This is a genomic window from Carboxydothermus ferrireducens DSM 11255, assembly GCF_000427565.1.
In the GTDB taxonomy this organism is placed as follows: Bacteria; Bacillota; Z-2901; order Carboxydothermales; family Carboxydothermaceae; genus Carboxydothermus; species Carboxydothermus hydrogenoformans.
In genome coordinates, this window is sequence record NZ_KE386562.1 from 45856 (window position 1) to 62353 (window position 16498).

18 protein-coding genes are annotated in these 16498 nt (G+C 43.1%); 15 read left to right on the forward strand and 3 right to left on the reverse strand.

Annotated features, from left to right (window positions below; genetic code table 11):
- Positions 1-34: 34 nt before the first annotated feature.
- The 12 genes from CARFE_RS0113380 (at position 35) to tatA (ending at position 11434) form a co-directional block, all read left to right on the forward strand.
- Positions 35-235: a twin-arginine translocase TatA/TatE family subunit gene (locus tag CARFE_RS0113380; protein WP_011343792.1), complete on the forward strand. Its 201-nt coding sequence runs from the start codon at positions 35-37 to the stop codon at positions 233-235.
- Positions 236-829: a molybdenum cofactor guanylyltransferase gene (mobA, locus tag CARFE_RS0113385; RefSeq protein WP_028053095.1), complete on the forward strand. Its 594-nt coding sequence runs from the start codon at positions 236-238 to the stop codon at positions 827-829.
- 4 nt (positions 830-833) lie between these two features.
- Complete coding sequence (locus tag CARFE_RS15315; protein ID WP_011343794.1) at positions 834-2093, forward strand: molybdopterin molybdotransferase MoeA; 1260 nt, start codon at positions 834-836, stop codon at positions 2091-2093.
- On the forward strand, positions 2059-2550 hold the full coding sequence (gene mobB / locus CARFE_RS0113395; protein WP_028053096.1) for a molybdopterin-guanine dinucleotide biosynthesis protein B: 492 nt from the start codon (positions 2059-2061) through the stop codon (positions 2548-2550). The genes CARFE_RS15315 and mobB overlap by 35 nt, the downstream gene beginning before the upstream one ends.
- Positions 2543-3478, forward strand: coding sequence for a substrate-binding domain-containing protein (locus CARFE_RS15320; protein WP_051250340.1), 936 nt, complete (start codon positions 2543-2545; stop codon positions 3476-3478). The genes mobB and CARFE_RS15320 overlap by 8 nt, the downstream gene beginning before the upstream one ends.
- 73 nt (positions 3479-3551) lie before the next feature.
- On the forward strand, positions 3552-4889 hold the full coding sequence (locus tag CARFE_RS0113405) for a HAMP domain-containing sensor histidine kinase (protein ID WP_161625146.1): 1338 nt from the start codon (positions 3552-3554) through the stop codon (positions 4887-4889).
- Positions 4886-5506, forward strand: a complete 621-nt coding sequence (locus CARFE_RS0113410; protein WP_028053098.1) for a response regulator transcription factor — start codon at positions 4886-4888, stop codon at positions 5504-5506. The genes CARFE_RS0113405 and CARFE_RS0113410 overlap by 4 nt, the downstream gene beginning before the upstream one ends.
- Before the next feature lie 115 nt (positions 5507-5621).
- Positions 5622-6341, forward strand: a complete 720-nt coding sequence (locus CARFE_RS0113415) for a 4Fe-4S dicluster domain-containing protein (RefSeq protein WP_245570807.1) — start codon at positions 5622-5624, stop codon at positions 6339-6341.
- 14 nt (positions 6342-6355) lie between these two features.
- Positions 6356-9565 (forward strand): molybdopterin-dependent oxidoreductase, encoded by a 3210-nt coding sequence (locus CARFE_RS0113420; RefSeq protein WP_028053100.1) that lies wholly within the window; start codon positions 6356-6358, stop codon positions 9563-9565.
- A 12-nt stretch (positions 9566-9577) separates the two neighbouring features.
- A complete protein-coding gene (locus tag CARFE_RS0113425) occupies positions 9578-10024 on the forward strand; it encodes a hypothetical protein (protein ID WP_028053101.1) in 447 nt (148 codons plus the stop codon).
- A 169-nt stretch (positions 10025-10193) separates the two neighbouring features.
- Complete coding sequence (locus CARFE_RS0113430; RefSeq protein WP_028053102.1) at positions 10194-11240, forward strand: 4Fe-4S binding protein; 1047 nt, start codon at positions 10194-10196, stop codon at positions 11238-11240.
- 5 nt (positions 11241-11245) lie between these two features.
- On the forward strand, positions 11246-11434 hold the full coding sequence (tatA, locus tag CARFE_RS0113435) for a twin-arginine translocase TatA/TatE family subunit (RefSeq protein WP_028053103.1): 189 nt from the start codon (positions 11246-11248) through the stop codon (positions 11432-11434).
- 93 nt (positions 11435-11527) lie between these two features.
- Here tatA and CARFE_RS0113440 read toward each other — a convergent pair whose 3' ends face one another.
- Genes CARFE_RS0113440 through CARFE_RS0113450 form a run of 3 tightly spaced genes read right to left on the reverse strand, consistent with a single transcriptional unit; the run spans position 11528 to position 14194 of the window.
- Positions 11528-12649 (reverse strand): ABC transporter permease, encoded by a 1122-nt coding sequence (locus tag CARFE_RS0113440; RefSeq protein WP_028053104.1) that lies wholly within the window; start codon positions 12647-12649, stop codon positions 11528-11530.
- On the reverse strand, positions 12646-13431 hold the full coding sequence (locus CARFE_RS0113445) for an ABC transporter ATP-binding protein (protein ID WP_028053105.1): 786 nt from the start codon (positions 13429-13431) through the stop codon (positions 12646-12648). Before CARFE_RS0113445 ends, CARFE_RS0113440 begins: the two co-directional genes overlap by 4 nt.
- 13 nt (positions 13432-13444) lie before the next feature.
- Positions 13445-14194, reverse strand: coding sequence for an efflux RND transporter periplasmic adaptor subunit (locus CARFE_RS0113450; protein ID WP_028053106.1), 750 nt, complete (start codon positions 14192-14194; stop codon positions 13445-13447).
- Positions 14195-14454: 260 nt separating this feature from the next.
- On the opposite strand from CARFE_RS0113450, the gene CARFE_RS15325 reads away from it, so the two are divergent.
- From CARFE_RS15325 to CARFE_RS0113465, 3 genes are all read left to right on the forward strand, one after another.
- On the forward strand, positions 14455-14814 hold the full coding sequence (locus CARFE_RS15325) for a DUF1847 domain-containing protein (protein ID WP_051250342.1): 360 nt from the start codon (positions 14455-14457) through the stop codon (positions 14812-14814).
- Between the two features lie 127 nt (positions 14815-14941).
- Positions 14942-15715, forward strand: a complete 774-nt coding sequence (locus CARFE_RS15330) for an Mrp/NBP35 family ATP-binding protein (RefSeq protein ID WP_051250343.1) — start codon at positions 14942-14944, stop codon at positions 15713-15715.
- Positions 15716-15776: 61 nt separating this feature from the next.
- The gene (locus tag CARFE_RS0113465; RefSeq protein ID WP_028053107.1) at positions 15777-16466 is read left to right on the forward strand and encodes an HD domain-containing protein; all 690 of its coding nucleotides are present in this window, start codon (positions 15777-15779) and stop codon (positions 16464-16466) included.
- Positions 16467-16498 lie beyond the last annotated feature (32 nt).

Genomic DNA, 16498 nt, shown 5'->3' on the forward strand with positions numbered 1-16498 from the left:
TTGAAAATTTAAACATTAGGAAGGAGAGTATATTATGTTCGGTAATTTTGGGTTTCAGGAATTGGTGGTTGTTTTAATTATTGCCCTTATTATTTTTGGACCTTCCAAACTTCCGGAGCTTGGACGGGCTTTGGGACGCGGTATTCGGGAGTTTAAAAAGGCTACTACCGAAATTGAAGAAAGCATAACAAAAGAGGTAAATGCGGTTAAAGATAATAATTTCAAGGAGGGTTAAATGCAAATTTTAACTGTTGCCATTTTGGCCGGGGGTAAAAGTTCGCGCATGGGGCAAAACAAAGCCCTCTTACCTTTGGGTACAATGAAAATAATTGAGCATCTGGTAACCAATTTAAGACCTATCGCTTCCGAGCTTTTGCTTGTTGCGAACACCGATGAATATGCTTTTTTAAACCTTCCGGTTTACCGCGACCGTTTTCCCGGCCAGGGACCGCTGGCGGGAATTGAAACGGCTTTAAGGGTTGCGGTTAATGAAAAAGTATATATTACCGCCTGTGATTTACCGCTGTTACCCGCTGAAATCCCCCGGTTTTTGGCTGAAAATACCGAAGATTATGATGTAACGGTTTTAGCTTATAAGGGGAAAATTGAACCGTTAATAGGCATTTACCGAAAAAGTATTTATCCGGTGGTGGAAAAACATTTAATACTTCGGAAAAATAAAATAATAGATTTTTACCCCCAGGTGAAGGTAAAGATAATTCATTTTGAACAACTTCCCGAGAATTTGCAGCGGGAAGAATTTCTTTTAAACGTTAATACCCCGGCGGATTATGAAAAACTGTTAAAAATATTCAGTTTAAAGGAGTAGTTCCATGGAGACCAATGTAGCTTTAGAAAAAGCTTTAAATATGCTTTTGGCCTACGTTCCTAAACCCGGAACGGAGATTGTCGAAATTTTAAAAAGTCAGAACCGGGTGCTGGCAGAAGACGTTTTAGCCGACATTATGGTGCCACCTTTTTCCCGTTCGCCCTTGGATGGATTTGCTTTTAGAAGCAGTGATTCCCCGCGGGAAAAAGGGCAAAAGGTTCGGCTTAAAATTGTTGACTATCTTCCCGCGGGAGTGCCGGCTACAAGGCCGGTAAACTCCGGTGAAGCGGTAAAACTTATGACCGGGGCCATGATTCCCGAAGGAGCCGATGCGGTAGTCAAATTTGAAGATGTGGTTGAAGAAGACGGCTATGTAATTATCGATTTTCCGGTAAAGCCAGAGACGAATATCGTTAAAAAAGGGGAAGACTTTTTACCCGGCGACGTTATCATTGAAAAAGACCGGGTAATTAATGCCAATGCCATTTCTCTATTAGCGTTAGCCGGAAAAAAGAAAGTGTTGGTTTACAAAATACCTAAAGTTTATATTATTTGTACGGGCAGTGAACTGGTGGATATTGAACAAATTCCCGGTCCGGGGAAAATTCGCAATACCAATTTATACAGCATCGGGGCATTGGTGGCAAGGTCCGGAGGAGAGCCTGTTTTAGGCCGAATTGTGAACGATGATTTAAATTTAATTGCCCAAGAAATAAAACGAGGACTGGAAGTGGCCGATTTAGTGCTGACCACCGGGGGAGCATCGGTGGGGGAATATGACTTAATAATTAAGGCTTTAGAAAGTATCGGTGCCGAAATTTTATTCTGGAAAACCGATTTTAAACCCGGTACACCAGTGATTGGGGCAGTAGCTAATGGGAAAATAGTTATTGGTTTATCGGGAAATCCCCAGGCAGCTATGACTTCTTTCGAGCTAATTGCTTACCCCGTGATCAGAAAATTAACCGGTCGGCAAAATATTTACCATGCCCGGGTTAAGGCATTTTTGGACCACCCCTTTGATAAAACCCGGGGGCAACGGCGTTTTGCCCGGGGCTATTGTTATTTAAAAGAAGGGGAGTTTAGGGTAAAAATCTTACCCTGGCTTTCCCCGGGCTCGTTAAAAGGGGTTTTAAACTCCAACGCTCTGGTGGAAATCCCCAAAAATTGTCCGCCCTTAAAAACCAATGATCCCGTTAATATTGTTTTAATTGAAGGAGGAAGCTTAAGTGCCTTTGATACTCCAGATAGTGGGCTATTCTAATTCCGGCAAGACTACCGTAGCAGAAAAATTAGTGCAGCTCTTTACCGGGCATGGGTTTAAAGTAGGGGTTGTAAAACACGATGTTCACGGCTTTGAAGTGGACCAACCGGGAAAAGATACTTATCGTTACCGGCAGGCGGGCGGAGTGAAGGTTGGAATTCTTGGCCCTGGCAAGGCAGCGTTTATGGTGGAAAGGGAAGTGCTACTCGAAGAAGTTTTTGAATTTTACCGGGATATGGACCTTATCCTGGTGGAAGGCTTTAAAAACCGGCCTTTTCCCCGGATAGAGGTAATTAGAAGTGAAATTTACCAGGAGCCTTTTTCTCCACCGGAACTTCTGGTGGCGGTGGTATCTGACCTTTCACTAAACACAAGTTGCCCTGTTTTTGATTTTAGCGAAATTGAGGAGCTGTTTACTTACTTATTAAAATACTTCAAGGTGGGAGATAATGCCTAAAACGGCAAAAGTTCTCCTTTTTGCCTTGTTTATTTTTTCAGCATTCCTTTCGGGATGCGGGCAAAAAGATTTGCCTTTTGTGGATTTAAATAAGCCGGGTAGATACTCGGCCAGTTCGTCAGCGAAAAACGATGAATTGGTTTTAAAAGTGGCGATTTCTTCAATGACATCCCCGTCGGAGTCGATAGTTTATTATGATGAACTCTTAAAAAACCTCGGCCGGGAACTGGGCAGGAAAATTAAAGTTATCCAGAAAAATTCTTACTTTGAAGTTAACGACTTACTGCGAACCGGTCAGGTGGATTTAGCATTCATCTGCACTTATTCCTATTTGGTGGGAGCAAAGCAATTCGGTTTAGAATTACTGGTAGTACCTCAAGTTAACGGAAAGCCATACTATCAGTCTTTTGTCATTGTTCGCAATAATAGCGGAATTGAGAAATTTTCTGATTTAAAAGGAAAGATTTTTGCTTTTACCGATCCCATGTCCACTACTGGCTACTTTTATCCCCAGTATTTGCTTTTGCAGAACGGTACAACTGATCGGGAGTTTTTCAAGAAATTTTTCTTTACTTACAGTCACGATAATGCCATTAAAGCTGTTGCCAAGGGTATAGCCGATGGTGCTGCAGTGGATAGTCATGTTTTTTTAATGATGGAGAAAGAAAATCCCGGACTTACCCGAAACTTAAAAATAATTGCCAGGTCTCCGGATTATTATGCACCGCCGGTGGTGGTGCGGCCGGGTTTACCGCAGGATTTAAAAGAAAAAATAAAAAATTATTTTCTAAGTTTGGATAAAAAACCGGAAGGGCAAATAATTTTACGCAAAATCGGGGTTGACCGCTTTGTGCCGGGCGAAAGGGAAAAATACCGGAGCATTGAGCTTATGACGCAAAAGGTGATTACCAATAATGGTCGGAAATAAGTTCAGGCGTTTTTTTTACTTTTTTTATAACCTTGTACCGATGGTGTTTAAAATTTGGGGTATAGCCTTTTTTATGCTAATCCTTTTGGTTGGAGTAGTAAGCCTGCAGGTTAATACTGCTGTGAAGAAAGAGTTGCGGGAGCAACTAAAAATTCAAGGTTTATCGTATGCCGAAAGCTTGGCCAAGCTTGCTCCGGACTACATTTTTACCGAAAACTACTACGGATTATACGAGCTTTTAAGCAGTACCCGTTTGCAAAATCAAGCTATCGCCTACATTATGATTTTAGATACCGAAGGAAATGTAATTATTTCTACTTTTTCCGAAGGAATTCCGGAAGGCCTTCTGGATTTAAACCGCATAAAACCGGGCCAAAGATACAGCATTCGCACCTTTAATTCTTCAGAGGGATTAATTGAGGATATAGCGGTACCCATTTTAAATTTGCGGGCGGGCTATGTTCGAGTTGGTTTGACCGAGCAAACCATAAATGTTTTTATTTCTGGTATCAATCGTACGATTATCTGGCTTACCCTGGCCGTTTCCTTTCTGGGCCTTTTCATATCTTACATTTTGGCGTATTTAATTACCAGCCCGCTAAACAGGCTCAGACATAGCATTAAAGCGGTGGAACAGGGTAATTTTAACCAGGAGGTTAGACTGTTTGGATTAAAGGACGAGGTGGGCGAGCTGGCTTATGCTTTTAATCAGATGCTGGCAAGATTAAAGCAGGCCAACGATGAGTTAATGCAAAAGGAGAAACAACGCCAGATGCTTTTAAAAAAAGTTATCTTTGCCCAGGAAGAGGAACGAAAGAGGATTTCCCGGGAATTACACGATGAGATCGGACAGGCATTAACCTCAATCTTAATAAGCTTGAAATACCTGGAAGGGCACCTGCCTGAGGAGCAAAGGCACCTTTTAACCGATATTCGCAATTTGACAGCCCAAACCATAGATGAATTAAAAGATCTGGCTTTATCCTTGAGACCGTCGGTTTTGGATAATTTAGGGTTGCTGCCGGCTATAAAAAATTTAGTGCGCCACTGGGAGAACAGGTACGGCCTTACGATAAACCTACATCTTAACTTACCTTCGAATTTTAAGCTTAGAAATGAAGCGGAAAGCTCTTTATACCGGGTGGTGCAGGAAGCTTTAACGAATATTGCCCGGCATGCCATGGCAAGCAGGGTAAGGTTGGTCTTTAGGATCAAGAATGAAAATTTGATTTTAAAGATTGCCGATAATGGCCGTGGGTTTTCTTTGAATCCTGTTTCTGAAAAAAGTTTAGGATTAATCGGGATGATTGAAAGGATTTCCCTGCTGGGGGGTAATTTGCAAATTTTATCCAAGCCCGGCAAGGGAACAATGGTAAAAATTCAGCTTCCCTTAAAGGAAGTGATATTGTGAAGATAAAGGTGCTTTTGGCCGAGGATCATCATTTAGTAAGAAGGGGGCTTGCGCTCTTAATTAACAGCCAGCCGGATATGGAAGTAGTGGGGGAAGTAGCCTGCGGTGAAGATTGCTGTCAGGCCATTACTGCTGTAAGCCCTGATGTAGTGGTTTTAGACTTGGCTCTTCCTGATATTCCTGGCTTAAAAGTTCTTGAGCGACTTAAATGTCTTAAACCCATGCCTAAGGTTATTATTCTTACCATGTACGAAGAGCTTGAATTCTTAGAGGAAGCCCTGAAGCTTGGGGCAAAGGGGTATTTAATAAAACGAGCTGCAGAAGAAGAGTTAATCCGGGCAGTTCGTGAAGTAGCCCGGGGGGAGTACTATATTCATCCGAGCCTGGCGGGCAAAATGATTTCCCGCAACGCTTTGGCAGCAAAATGCGGCCTGTCGCCGCGGGAGATGGAGGTTTTGGTTTACTGGGGAAAGGGCCTGGCCAACGAAGAGATAGCCAAAAAGTTATTTATCAGTGTAAAAACTGTAGAAACTCATAAAACCCGGATAAAAGAAAAATTAAATTTAAAAACCCGGGCTGACGTAGTCCGTTATTGTTTGGAAAATAACTTAATTTAAAATACTCTTAAAAAATCAGGGAAAACCCTGATTTTTTTTATGGGTATTGTGGATAGTGAGGTTTTCGTAAACAAGGGATAATGAAATTAATCACAAAATAAGGAGGGTGAAAGTGGTGCCTGAACTTACCACCGATTTTTTAGCGGTCATGCGGGAAGAGCTGGAAAAAGCTCTGGCCAAGCCTGCCACACAGCGGAGCTGGGCAATGGTTATTGACCGCAAAAAATGTATTGGCTGCCATGCCTGTACCGTTTCGTGTATGGCTGAAAATGTTTTGCCTCCCGGTGTCGTATACCGGCGGGTAGCAGATGAAGAAACCGGACGCTACCCTGATGTTGTGAGAGTTTTTACCCCAAAGCCCTGCATGCAGTGCGATAATCCCTACTGCGTAACTGTTTGTCCTGTAAAGGCAACCTTTAAGCGGCCCGATAAAATCGTAGAAATTGATTATAACAAATGTATAGGCTGCGGACGGTGTGTGGTTGCCTGCCCGTATGGAGCCAGAACCCTTGACCGAGGCAAATTTCATACTTCTGGGACACCGGAAGTTATGGCATATGAGAAGAGAGTCACTTATGATTACCAGAAAACATGGCAACGTACCGGAACTGGCGTAAAAGCACCGGTAGGAAGGGCAAGAAAATGTCATTTCTGTCTGCACCGGATAAACGAAGGGGATCTTCCAGCATGTGTCATAACCTGTATTGGCCGGGCTACTTATTTCGGTGATTTATCAGACCCTAATAGCACGGTATCCAAGCTTTTAAAAACGAGAAAATATGAAGTATTGCGTCCGGAAAAAGGAACTAAACCAAGGGTTTACTACTTGAAGTAAAGGAGGGGTGCAGCGTGAAAAAAATAACTCGTAGAAAGTTTCTTAAGGCATCGGCGGTGGTTGGGGGCAGTGCTGCTTTACTTGGAGGTTCAGAACTTTCCAAAAAAGTTGGATTTTTTAGTGAAGCTGAGGCAGCTACCAGCGATAAATATCCTTTAGATAATCCAGAAAATATTATTTATTCGGTGTGTTTACAGTGTAACACCGGCTGCCCAATTAAGGTAAAAATTCAAAATGGTCTGGCGGCAAAAATCGATGGTAACCCGTACTCTCCCTGGACCATGACCAAGCATATTCCCTATAATACTCCGGTGGCTGATGTTGCCAAGCTTGATGGCGCGATTTGCCCGAAAGGACAGGCAGGTATTCAAACGGTTTATGATCCCTACCGAATTAAGAATGTACTGAAAAGAGCCGGTAAACGGGGAGAAAATAAGTGGATTACCATCTCTTTTGAACAGGCTTTAGAGGAAATTATCAACGGTGGTAAAATCTTTGCTCACGTACCCGGGGAAGAAAACAGAGTTGTGCCGGGGTTAAAAGATATTTATGCCTTAACCGATCCGGCTTTATCCAAAGCTATGGCCGAAGATGTCAAAAAGATTCAGGATAAAACGATGACGGTGGAAGAATTTAAGGCAAAATACGCTGACCACTTGGATAAGCTTATAAACCCCGATATGCCGGATTTAGGCCCGAAAAACAACCAGTTTGTTTTTAGCTGGGGACGGTTAAAAGATGGTCGTGCAGACCTTATTAAGCGATTTGCTGCAGCTCTGGGAACAGTAAACGCTCTTGGTCATACCACTGTCTGTCAGGGCTCTCTTTACTTCACCGGAAAAGCCATGAGCGAGCAATATGATTATGATGCTTCCAAGAAAAAGGTGGACTGGACCGGTGGGGAAAAGTTCTACTGGCAGGCGGATGTGGCAAATTCTGAGTTTGTAATCTTTGTAGGAGCATCGCCCTTTGAAGCTAACTACGGACCTTCCCATCGGGCAGCTAAAATTGTCGATGGAGTGGCAAGCGGCCGGTTAAAGTATGTAGTTGTTGACCCCCGTTACAGTAAAGCAGCAGCCCACGCCTGGAAATGGCTTCCTATCAAACCGGGGGAGGAAGCGGCACTGGCTTTAGCTTTAATCCAGAAAGTATTTGAATTGAACGGTTATGACGCTAAATTTTTAGCAGCTGCCAATAAAGCTGCAGCGACAGCCATTGGAGAACCTACTTGGAGTAACGCTACCTGGCTGGTCAAAATTGAAAATGGGCAACCAACGGTATTTTTGCGGGGTTCCGAGGTTGGGCTTGCTAAAATAACCAAAAAAGCGGCGGATGGGACTACTTACGAATTAGACCCAATGGTAGTATTAAGTAATGGCACATTGACGGCAGTAGATCCAAACAGCACTGATACACCTGTTACCGGCGAACTTTTTGTAAACCAGGAAGTAACCTTAACTAATGGCCAAACCATTACCGTTAAATCTTCCTTGCAGCTTTTATATGAAGAAGCCAATAAAAAGAGCTTTGAAGAATGGTGTGCTATTGCCGGCTTAGACCCTGTTGATGTCGAAGAAGTAGCTGAAGAATTTGTAAAACACGGGAAAAAGGCGGCAGCTGATGTTCACCGGGGAGTTTCTCAGCACACCAATGGTTTTTACAACGTTGGTACCTGGTTTAACTTGAACCTTCTTTTAGGGAATTTTGACTGGAAGGGCGGTATGGTTAAAGCATCGACCTATAGTCCTAATAGTAATGTAGCTTTTAATACTTCAGCCCATCCCGGAAAAATTACAACCTTTGGTATTGATATCGTCCGGAGCAATACAGCCTATGAAAAAACTTTGCTTTTTGCTCGAGATGGTTATCCAGCTAAACGGCCCTGGTTTACCTTGGCATCCGATGTCTACCAGGAAATTGTGCCATCCATAGGTGACCAGTATCCTCATCCTTATAAAGTATTGTTTACGTACATGGGAACAACCGTTTATTCGGTTCCTGGTGGCCACAAAAACATTGAAATTTTAAGGGATACCGAAAAACTACCGCTGTTTGTAGCCATAGACATTATCGTGGGCGAAACTTCGATGTACGCCGACTATATTATTCCCGACCTTACTTACCTTGAACGCTGGGAATTCCATGGCAGTCACCCCTCAATTATCTGGAAGGTACAGCCGGTGCGGCAGCCTGCGGTCAAACCTTTGACGCCAGAGGTAACGGTTTATGGGAATAAATACCCCTTGGGCTTAGAAGCGTTTCTTCTGGGAATTGCGGAGCGCATGAACTTACCGGGATTTGGTCCCGATGGTTTCGGAGCGGGTATACCTTTTACCCATCCTGATCACCTGTATTTACGCCAGGTAGCCAACATAGCCTTGGGGGGCAAAGCCGATTTGTCGGAAGCGGTGCCGGAAGCTGACGATCGAGAAATTGAAATCTTTAAGCAGGCCAGAAAACATTTACCGGCCTCGGTTTATGATTATGACCGCTGGAAGAGTATCGTGGGGGATACCCACTGGCGTAGGGTTGTTTACCTCTTAAACCGCGGTGGGCGGTTTGACGATTATGATAAAGCTTTTGATGGAGAAAAGGTTAAAAACAAATACGGCAAGCAAATCAACATATACCAGGAAAAAACCGCTAAAACTATTAATTCTCAAACCGGCAAAAAGTTTTTGGGATTACCCCAGTATATATCACCTTACCGGGACAGCCGGGGCAATGAACTTAAAGATAAGTATCAGGGGTATACCTTTAACTTGATTACCTATAAAGATATTCTCCACACCAAAAGCCGAACAATTTCGAACTACTGGAGCTTGGAAGTACAAAATGAAAACTATGTTTTAATTAACCGCCGGGATGCACTGCGTTTAGGACTTAAAGATGGTGACAAAGTCAGGGTACGTTCCGCATCCAACCCAGAAGGAATATGGGACTTAGGTAACGGTCAAAAAGTACCAATGGTTGGTAAAGTAAAAGTTATCGAAGGTATCCGGGAAGGGGTTGTTGCCTTTAGCCTCGGATTTGGTCACTGGGCCTATGGGGCATCGGACATCGTGATTGATGGTAAAGTAGTAAAAGGAGATCCTCGGCGAAAAGTTGGTATCCATGCCAATGCGGCCATGCGGTTGGATCCTTACGTTAATGGTCCCTTGAGTGACCTGCCCGGTGGCAGTGTAGTCTTTTATGATACCCGGGTAAAACTCACTCGGGAATAAGGAGGGAGAAAAGTGAAGAAGAAAATCGCCCTGGGGATTTTAGCGGTTTTTGCAGCTTTAATACTGGCAGCTTATAATGCTCACCAGGCTTTTGCCCGTCCGGAATACAGCTCTGATCCCAATAAATGTACACCCTGTCATACCGATGGGCGGACTGCTTCCGGGACAAAACCGGCACCTAAGCCAGCGCCAGCACCATCGGGGACAAAGGCAACTACTACGAAAAAGTCACCACATAAGGGGTATTACTTGTACAATCACCAGCTGGAGGTCTTAAAAAATGGCAATGCATCCTGTAGTAAATGTCATTCCGTTGATTTTTGTGTAAGCTGCCATATTAATATGGCTAAGCCGGTTACCTGGGATACCAAGCATTATAAATTAAACTCTAAGACCGTCAATGTGCATCAAATTCCCTGCGTATCCTGCCACAAGGATTTTAAGAAAAAGAAACCGTAAAGGTTAGGGGGAAGGGACTTTCCTTCCTCCTTCTTTACTTAGAAAAGGGGCTTACCGGTGATGTCAGATATAAACGGTTTTCCATGCTAATGTCATAATTAACTACTGTACAATCTTTTAGAAATACCGTAAAATGATGCTAAAAGGAACAGTTAAGAGGCGGGAAAGCATGAGCGACCTTTTTGAGGCTTTTACCGGGAAGGCAGAACTCTCGCCTTCCTTTTGTTTGGAACACCGGTATTTGCCTTTTAAATGCGGCAAATGTGTAACGGTTTGTCCTGCAAATGCGATATTTAAAAACGGTGAAAAAATTGCCATAAAAAAAGAGGAATGTACAAACTGCGGCTTTTGTAAAGCAGTATGTCCAACGGGAGCCATAAGTTTTGGTGGAGTTACTCCGTTAAAAGAAATTGCAGAGGTGCGGGACGAGGGACATGTTGGTTGTACCTTGAATTCAGTCAATACCGGGAAAGTAAACCTTCCCTGTTACGGATTTTTGGATGCCGGGGAAATAGCAATTTTAGCAGCGGCAGGAAAGAAGCTTAATTTTTACCTGGAAAACTGCAGCACCTGTCAGTATCAAAAGGGGAAGGAGCTTTTTTTAACTCACCTCAAGGAAGCCAAGACCAAGCTTGGCGGTCTTTCGGGAATTACTTTACACCAAAAGGGCCGTCCCCCCAGGGATTTCTCCCGGCGGGAATTTTTTAGCTTTTTGACCGGAAAAATAAAAGCAACTGCCGCAATTTTTCTCTTAAAAGAAGATGAAGATCCCAATGATATCTTTGCCAAGCGCGTGCCGTTAAAACACCGCTATTTTTTAAAGGCGGAAGAACTCCTCCAGGGAAAGATTAACGGGGAGTTGGAAATCGGAAAAAGTCTTAAAGTCATTGGAGAATGTAATGGCTGCGGGGTTTGCGAGCGGCTTTGCCCTACCGGAGCCCTTGGTTTAAAAGAGGGAGAGTTAACCTTTAAGGCTCATCTTTGTATAAACTGTAGTCTTTGTGTGGAAAGTTGTCCGCAAAAAATTTTAAAATATGATGGTAAAATTACCGTAAATGATGTATATTTAAAGACAGAGCAGGTTTTAGCCAAAGTTTTAACCAAAACCTGTGCGAAATGTGGAAAAATCTTTACTCCGGTAAATAATGAAGAATTATGCCTTAACTGTTACATTACCGAAGGTTTTAAAACGGAGAATTTATTTGAAGGAGGCTAAAAAATATGTTTGGTGGCTTTGGCTGGCAAGAACTTTTGCTAGTTTTAGTAATAGCTTTGATTATTTTTGGTCCCTCTAAGCTCCCTGAACTCGGCAAAGCTTTTGGCCAGACGGTAAAAGAGTTTCGTAAAGGTGCCAAAGAAATTCAGGACGAAATTGCTTTAGAAGAAGCGAAAGAGGAAAAACAAGCGTAACTTTCAACCTCCAACTTTATACCTCCACTACCCCGGCAGCTCTGCCGGGGTAGTTTTTTAAAATGGTCACTGACAGAACCGTCCCCAACGGTACTATTCTAATCGTTTCTTGAACCTGAGAGACGCTACCACCAGCAAAAATACCCCTAATACCGTTAAGGCTATAGCCTGGTTTTGCAGATCTGAAAGGCCGGCCCCCCGGATAATAATGCCCCGTAAGATTTCCAGGAAATAGGTAAGGGGGATGGCATAGCCGAGATACTGGATAATTTTCGGCATAGCTTCCCGGGGAAACATAAAGCCGGAAAGCAAGATGCTGGGCAGAAGAAAAACTATGGTCATCTGCATGGCCTGCAGCTGGGTCCTGGCTACTGTCGAGATTAAAATGCCGATAGCCAGTGCTACAGCTACAAAGCAGAGGGCTAAGGCAAAAAGGGTTAAGGTATCACCCTGCATAGGGACGGAAAACCAGTTGATTCCGAAATAGAAGGCTATCGTAAATGACAAAAAACCAATTAATACATAAGGGACAAGCTTTCCTAAAATTAACTCAAATGAAGTAACCGGAGTCACAATAAGCTGCTCGATAGTTCCCCGTTCTTTTTCCCGTACTAAAGCAAAAGCAGTTAAAAGGACCGTAAGGTTTTGCATAACAAGACCAATTAAACCCGGAATAGTGAAAATTTGGCTTCTAATTTTCGGGTTGTAGCGAACTTCCGCACGGATGAGGGAGATAGAAGTACTGGCTATTTGCGGATATTTTTTGGCCAAAATTTCTCTGGTGTAATTTTGTCCCACCAAAACCCCTGATGATAAAGCGGGGCGGGCTATTGAAGGGTCCGAGCCATCCACGATATATTTTACCTCCGGTATTTGGCCCCGCGAGAGTTTTTCGGCATAATCGGGCGGGATGATTAGACCTGCTTTAATTTTGCCCTTTTTAAAAAGAGAATTTAATTCAGCGGTCGTATTTACAGGATAATCAAGATTAAAATAATTGGACGCCGTAAACTTTGCCAGAAGTTCCCGGCTTTCCGGCGTGCGTGAGAGGTCTAAATAAGCAGTGGCGATGTGGTCGACGTCGGTGGAGACCGCATAACCAAACAGTAAAAGCATCATCACCGGCATTATAAGAGCAATGGCCATACTGGGTTTATCCCGTTTTAACTGGAGAAACTCTTTTTTAACTATAGCCCAAAACCGTTTGGGATTCATGCAGTCTCCCCTCCAATAAACTTTTCCAAGTCTTTAAAATCGTACACTTTTTTCCCGGTGGCCCTTTCCACATATTCGATAAATACATCTTCTAAACTACCTTTTCCTTCCTGAGCCATTAATTCTGCGGGCGTGCCGAAAGAAACTAATTTCCCGTTAAAAATAAAACCAACGATATCGCAAATTTCCGCTTCATCCATGTAGTGGGTAGTAACCAGTACCGAAATGCCTGTTGCACATAACTTTTTAATAATTTCCCAGAAAATCCGGCGGGATACCGGGTCTACTCCGGCGGTGGGTTCATCTAAAATTAAAAGTTTGGGCCGGTGAATCATGGCAGCTCCCAAGGCTAAACGCTGCTTCCAGCCCCCGGAGAGGTGAGCGGTCAGGGTTTTGCGGTTATCCGTAAGACCGGCCATAATAAGGATTTCTTCTTTCCGGGATTTTAAAAGCTTTGCCGGTAAATTGTAGATTCGGCCAAAAAAATCAAGATTCTCTTCGACGGTTAAATCTTCATAGAGAGAAAAACGCTGGGACATGTAGCCGATAAGGTTGCGTACTTCCCGGGTCTTTTTTACCACATCCAGGCCAAAAATTTCAGCCCGCCCGGAAGTAGGCAGCAGAGCACCGCACAGCATCCGGATGGTGGTGGATTTCCCAGAACCATTGGGTCCTAATAGACCAAAAATTTTCCCCGCTGGTACTGTAAAAGAAACATTATCTACTGCAACTTTCGGTCCAAAGGTTTTGGTTAACTTTTCGGTTAAAATTGCTACCGTCAAGTTTTACTCCTCCTCAAGGCAAAGTCAGGGTTAAAAGCATCCCCGGCCGCACATCCTGAAAATCTTTTGTTAGCTCAATTTTTACTAAATAGGAAATTTCACTCTGGTCTTCCCGGGTTTCGGCGGGTTTCGGGGTAAATTCACCTTTCGGGGAAATATAAACCACTTTTCCGGTAGGAGCCATCTTGAGATTTTCATTTTTAACACATACCGTATCCCCGAGTTTAATTCTGTTTAAATACTTTTCGGGAATATAATATGTAACATAGATTTTGTCTAAGTCGATTATGGTTGCAACGGTGGTTCCGGGATTAACAAACTCACCGGGTTTTACGGGAGTTGTCAAAACTGTACCACTTACCGGAGAGTAAATTTTAGCCTTTTCTAATTGGATTTTCGCTAAATCCACCTGGGTTTGGGCAAGTTTTATCCCTGCTTTTGCCTGTTCTTCGAGGTTCTGGTTTTTGCCTGCCACTTGTTCGTATTTTAACCGGGCTAATTCCAAATTAGCCCTGGCAGCTTCTAACTGGTTTTTAAGTAAAGAATCATCAAGAGCAACTAAAAGTTGGCCCTTTTTGATTTCATCTCCTTCCTTAACGAAAACGTTATTAACTTTTCCGGCTATTTCGGCTTTTACTTCATACTGGTCGGCTTCGGCGATGCCGTCAAAGGAAGGGGGTGTGTTTTTGGTGCCGGAAAAAGCGCAGCCTCCTAAAACTATACTCATGAGGAATAGCAAAAGTAATAAGTACTTTTTGGCCATACTTTACCTCCTTTTTCTTTTTAATAAATGTAGTATTAAACAAGAGCGGTTAAAAATCCTTTTTCAATTTAAAAATATGGTAAAATATTTTGAGATTTGAAAAGAGGAGATGGGTAAAATGCAGACCGGCTGTCGCTTCTGTAAAACTACGGCTAATTTTAAGGGAAATTTTAACGCCCGCCTCCAAACATGTCCTACTAAAATTTACAGTGAAATAAAATAAAGAACCTTATCTTGAGGATGAAATTACCGCTAAAATCATGAAGGTGGCCGACCAAACCCCTTTTGATGAGAAGGGAAAACTTAGAAGCCGTGTTGGAAAACTTGTCTTTTTTGTTACTCCCGTCCTTGCCTGCTGCCGCCTTGGAGCAATTGAGCATGCGGAAATTGGACTTTCCAAGAAAAACCCCGATAAATTTGCTTCTATCTGTAATCCTATTGCCCAGGCCCGCCTGTTTAATGAAGTAAAGACCGATTTAAATGTGATTTTAGGCTTATGCCTCGGTCATGATATCCTTTTTACCCGAGAAAGCCAGGCCCCAACCACTACTTTAATTGTGAAAGACCGGGTTTATGGGCATAATCCAATAAAAACTCTGGCAAAAATAATAGAAGGATAATTATTTTGGGAAAATCGCTCCTGTAGCCAGTAAAAGGGATTGATTTAAAGAGAAAGGCTGTTTTTAAGAAAAAAGCAAAGTGTTATAATTAACATATGTTCAAAACTACCAGGAAAAGAGGGGGAACATGGGCGAAGATTTAGCTTCCATTAAACCTAAAATACCAAAAGGAGAAAACAAAGTAAAAAACGTTTTAGCCATTATGAGTGGTAAGGGAGGGGTTGGCAAGTCCTCGGTTACCTCCCTGCTGGCGGTGGCCTTTGCCCGAAAAGGCTTTAAGGTGGGAATTTTAGATGGCGATATTACGGGACCAAGCATTCCTAAAATGTTCGGCCTAAAGCCGGGTCAATTTGATTCTGATGGTGAAAAGATTATTCCGCCAGAAACCGAGCTAGGAATAAAAATCATGTCGATTAACTTACTTTTAAAATCCGAAGAGGAAGCGGTAATCTGGAGAGGACCGTTACTTTCCGGGGCAATTAAACAATTCTGGGAAGACGTTTTATGGGGTGAACTGGATTACCTTTTGGTGGATTTGCCTCCGGGTACGGGAGATGTTCCCTTAACGGTACTGCAAACTTTACCTTTAAAAGGGGTAGTTATTGTCTCATCACCTCAGGATTTAGCAGTGATGGTGGTTAAAAAGGCCATGAAACTTGCCAAAAATCTTGACGTGCCAATTCTTGGTCTCATTGAAAATATGGCCTATTTAAAATGCCCCCATTGCGGTGAACTCCTTTATCCCTTTAAAAAGCCCCAGGGAGAGGAAGTATGCCGCGAAACCGGAATAAGGTTACTTGGTACTTTGCCGATTGTTCCCGAATATGCGGAATATGCTGACCGGGGTCTAATTGAAAAGCTCGAATCCCCTGAATTTTTAGAAATAGTAAATAAGCTCTAAAATTTTTCTTGTCGACTACCTCCCGGCTTTGCTATAATCAAAAAAAGTGCCGGGGGTGCCAATGGTGATTTACCCCGCTCCAATTTATCTTTACTGCAAATTTTGGCCAAAAGAAACTGCCATGGCTGGTAAAAATACCGGTCTGGCAGTTTCTGTGTTTTTCCGGGAAAAGCAGTTTAGCCAAAATCCTGTCGAGAGTTTATTAGCATTACATCAAAAAGGGCTTCTCTTTAAAGCACTACCGGAGTTATCTCACCTGGTGGGCTTACCCCAGAATCCCGAACGCCACCGCCTTTGTGCCTGGGGGCATACTTTAAGGGTTCTGGAAGAACTTCCCGACAAGGATTTAGAATTAATCATGGCCGCTCTTTTGCACGATGTGGGAAAGGGTCTAGCAGGGGTGCGAACGTACAAAAACGGCTATCCCAACGATTTTGGCCATGCCGAACGGGGAGCTATAATGGCCCGGGGTATTTTAAAACGCTTCAATTTCCACCGGCAAACTATTGACCGAACCACCTGGCTTATTTATTACCACATGTCCGTACCCTATGAAGTAGAAAAAGTAGAACTTTGGCTTAAGCAGCTTGGGAAAACACTACCTCCGGGTGAGCTTTACCGGCGGGTACAAAAGTTAATTACTTTAAAAGAAGCGGATAAACGCTCGGATAACATCGGTGCCGAAGATAAAATCCAGGCATTGAAAAAGGTAAGGGAGGAAGTAGAGAAATTTTACCTTAAATGTAAGTAAAGATTTTGCTACAAGCGGTAAAAAGGGTGGTA

What these genes read in the sequence shown, in the direction of transcription:
- CARFE_RS0113380 (WP_011343792.1), top strand. Translation starts at nt 35, where the DNA reads ATGTTCGGTAATTTTGGGTTTCAGGAATTGGTGGTTGTTTTAATTATT.
- mobA (WP_028053095.1), top strand. Translation starts at nt 236, where the DNA reads ATGCAAATTTTAACTGTTGCCATTTTGGCCGGGGGTAAAAGTTCGCGC.
- CARFE_RS15315 (WP_011343794.1), top strand. Translation starts at nt 834, where the DNA reads ATGGAGACCAATGTAGCTTTAGAAAAAGCTTTAAATATGCTTTTGGCC.
- CARFE_RS15320 (WP_051250340.1), top strand. Translation starts at nt 2,543, where the DNA reads ATGCCTAAAACGGCAAAAGTTCTCCTTTTTGCCTTGTTTATTTTTTCA.
- CARFE_RS0113405 (WP_161625146.1), top strand. Translation starts at nt 3,552, where the DNA reads ATGCTAATCCTTTTGGTTGGAGTAGTAAGCCTGCAGGTTAATACTGCT.
- CARFE_RS0113430 (WP_028053102.1), top strand. Translation starts at nt 10,194, where the DNA reads ATGAGCGACCTTTTTGAGGCTTTTACCGGGAAGGCAGAACTCTCGCCT.
- tatA (WP_028053103.1), top strand. Translation starts at nt 11,246, where the DNA reads ATGTTTGGTGGCTTTGGCTGGCAAGAACTTTTGCTAGTTTTAGTAATA.
- CARFE_RS0113440 (WP_028053104.1), bottom strand. Translation starts at nt 12,649, where the DNA reads ATGAATCCCAAACGGTTTTGGGCTATAGTTAAAAAAGAGTTTCTCCAG.
- CARFE_RS0113450 (WP_028053106.1), bottom strand. Translation starts at nt 14,194, where the DNA reads ATGGCCAAAAAGTACTTATTACTTTTGCTATTCCTCATGAGTATAGTT.
- CARFE_RS15325 (WP_051250342.1), top strand. Translation starts at nt 14,455, where the DNA reads ATGAAGGTGGCCGACCAAACCCCTTTTGATGAGAAGGGAAAACTTAGA.
- CARFE_RS15330 (WP_051250343.1), top strand. Translation starts at nt 14,942, where the DNA reads ATGGGCGAAGATTTAGCTTCCATTAAACCTAAAATACCAAAAGGAGAA.
- CARFE_RS0113465 (WP_028053107.1), top strand. Translation starts at nt 15,777, where the DNA reads ATGGTGATTTACCCCGCTCCAATTTATCTTTACTGCAAATTTTGGCCA.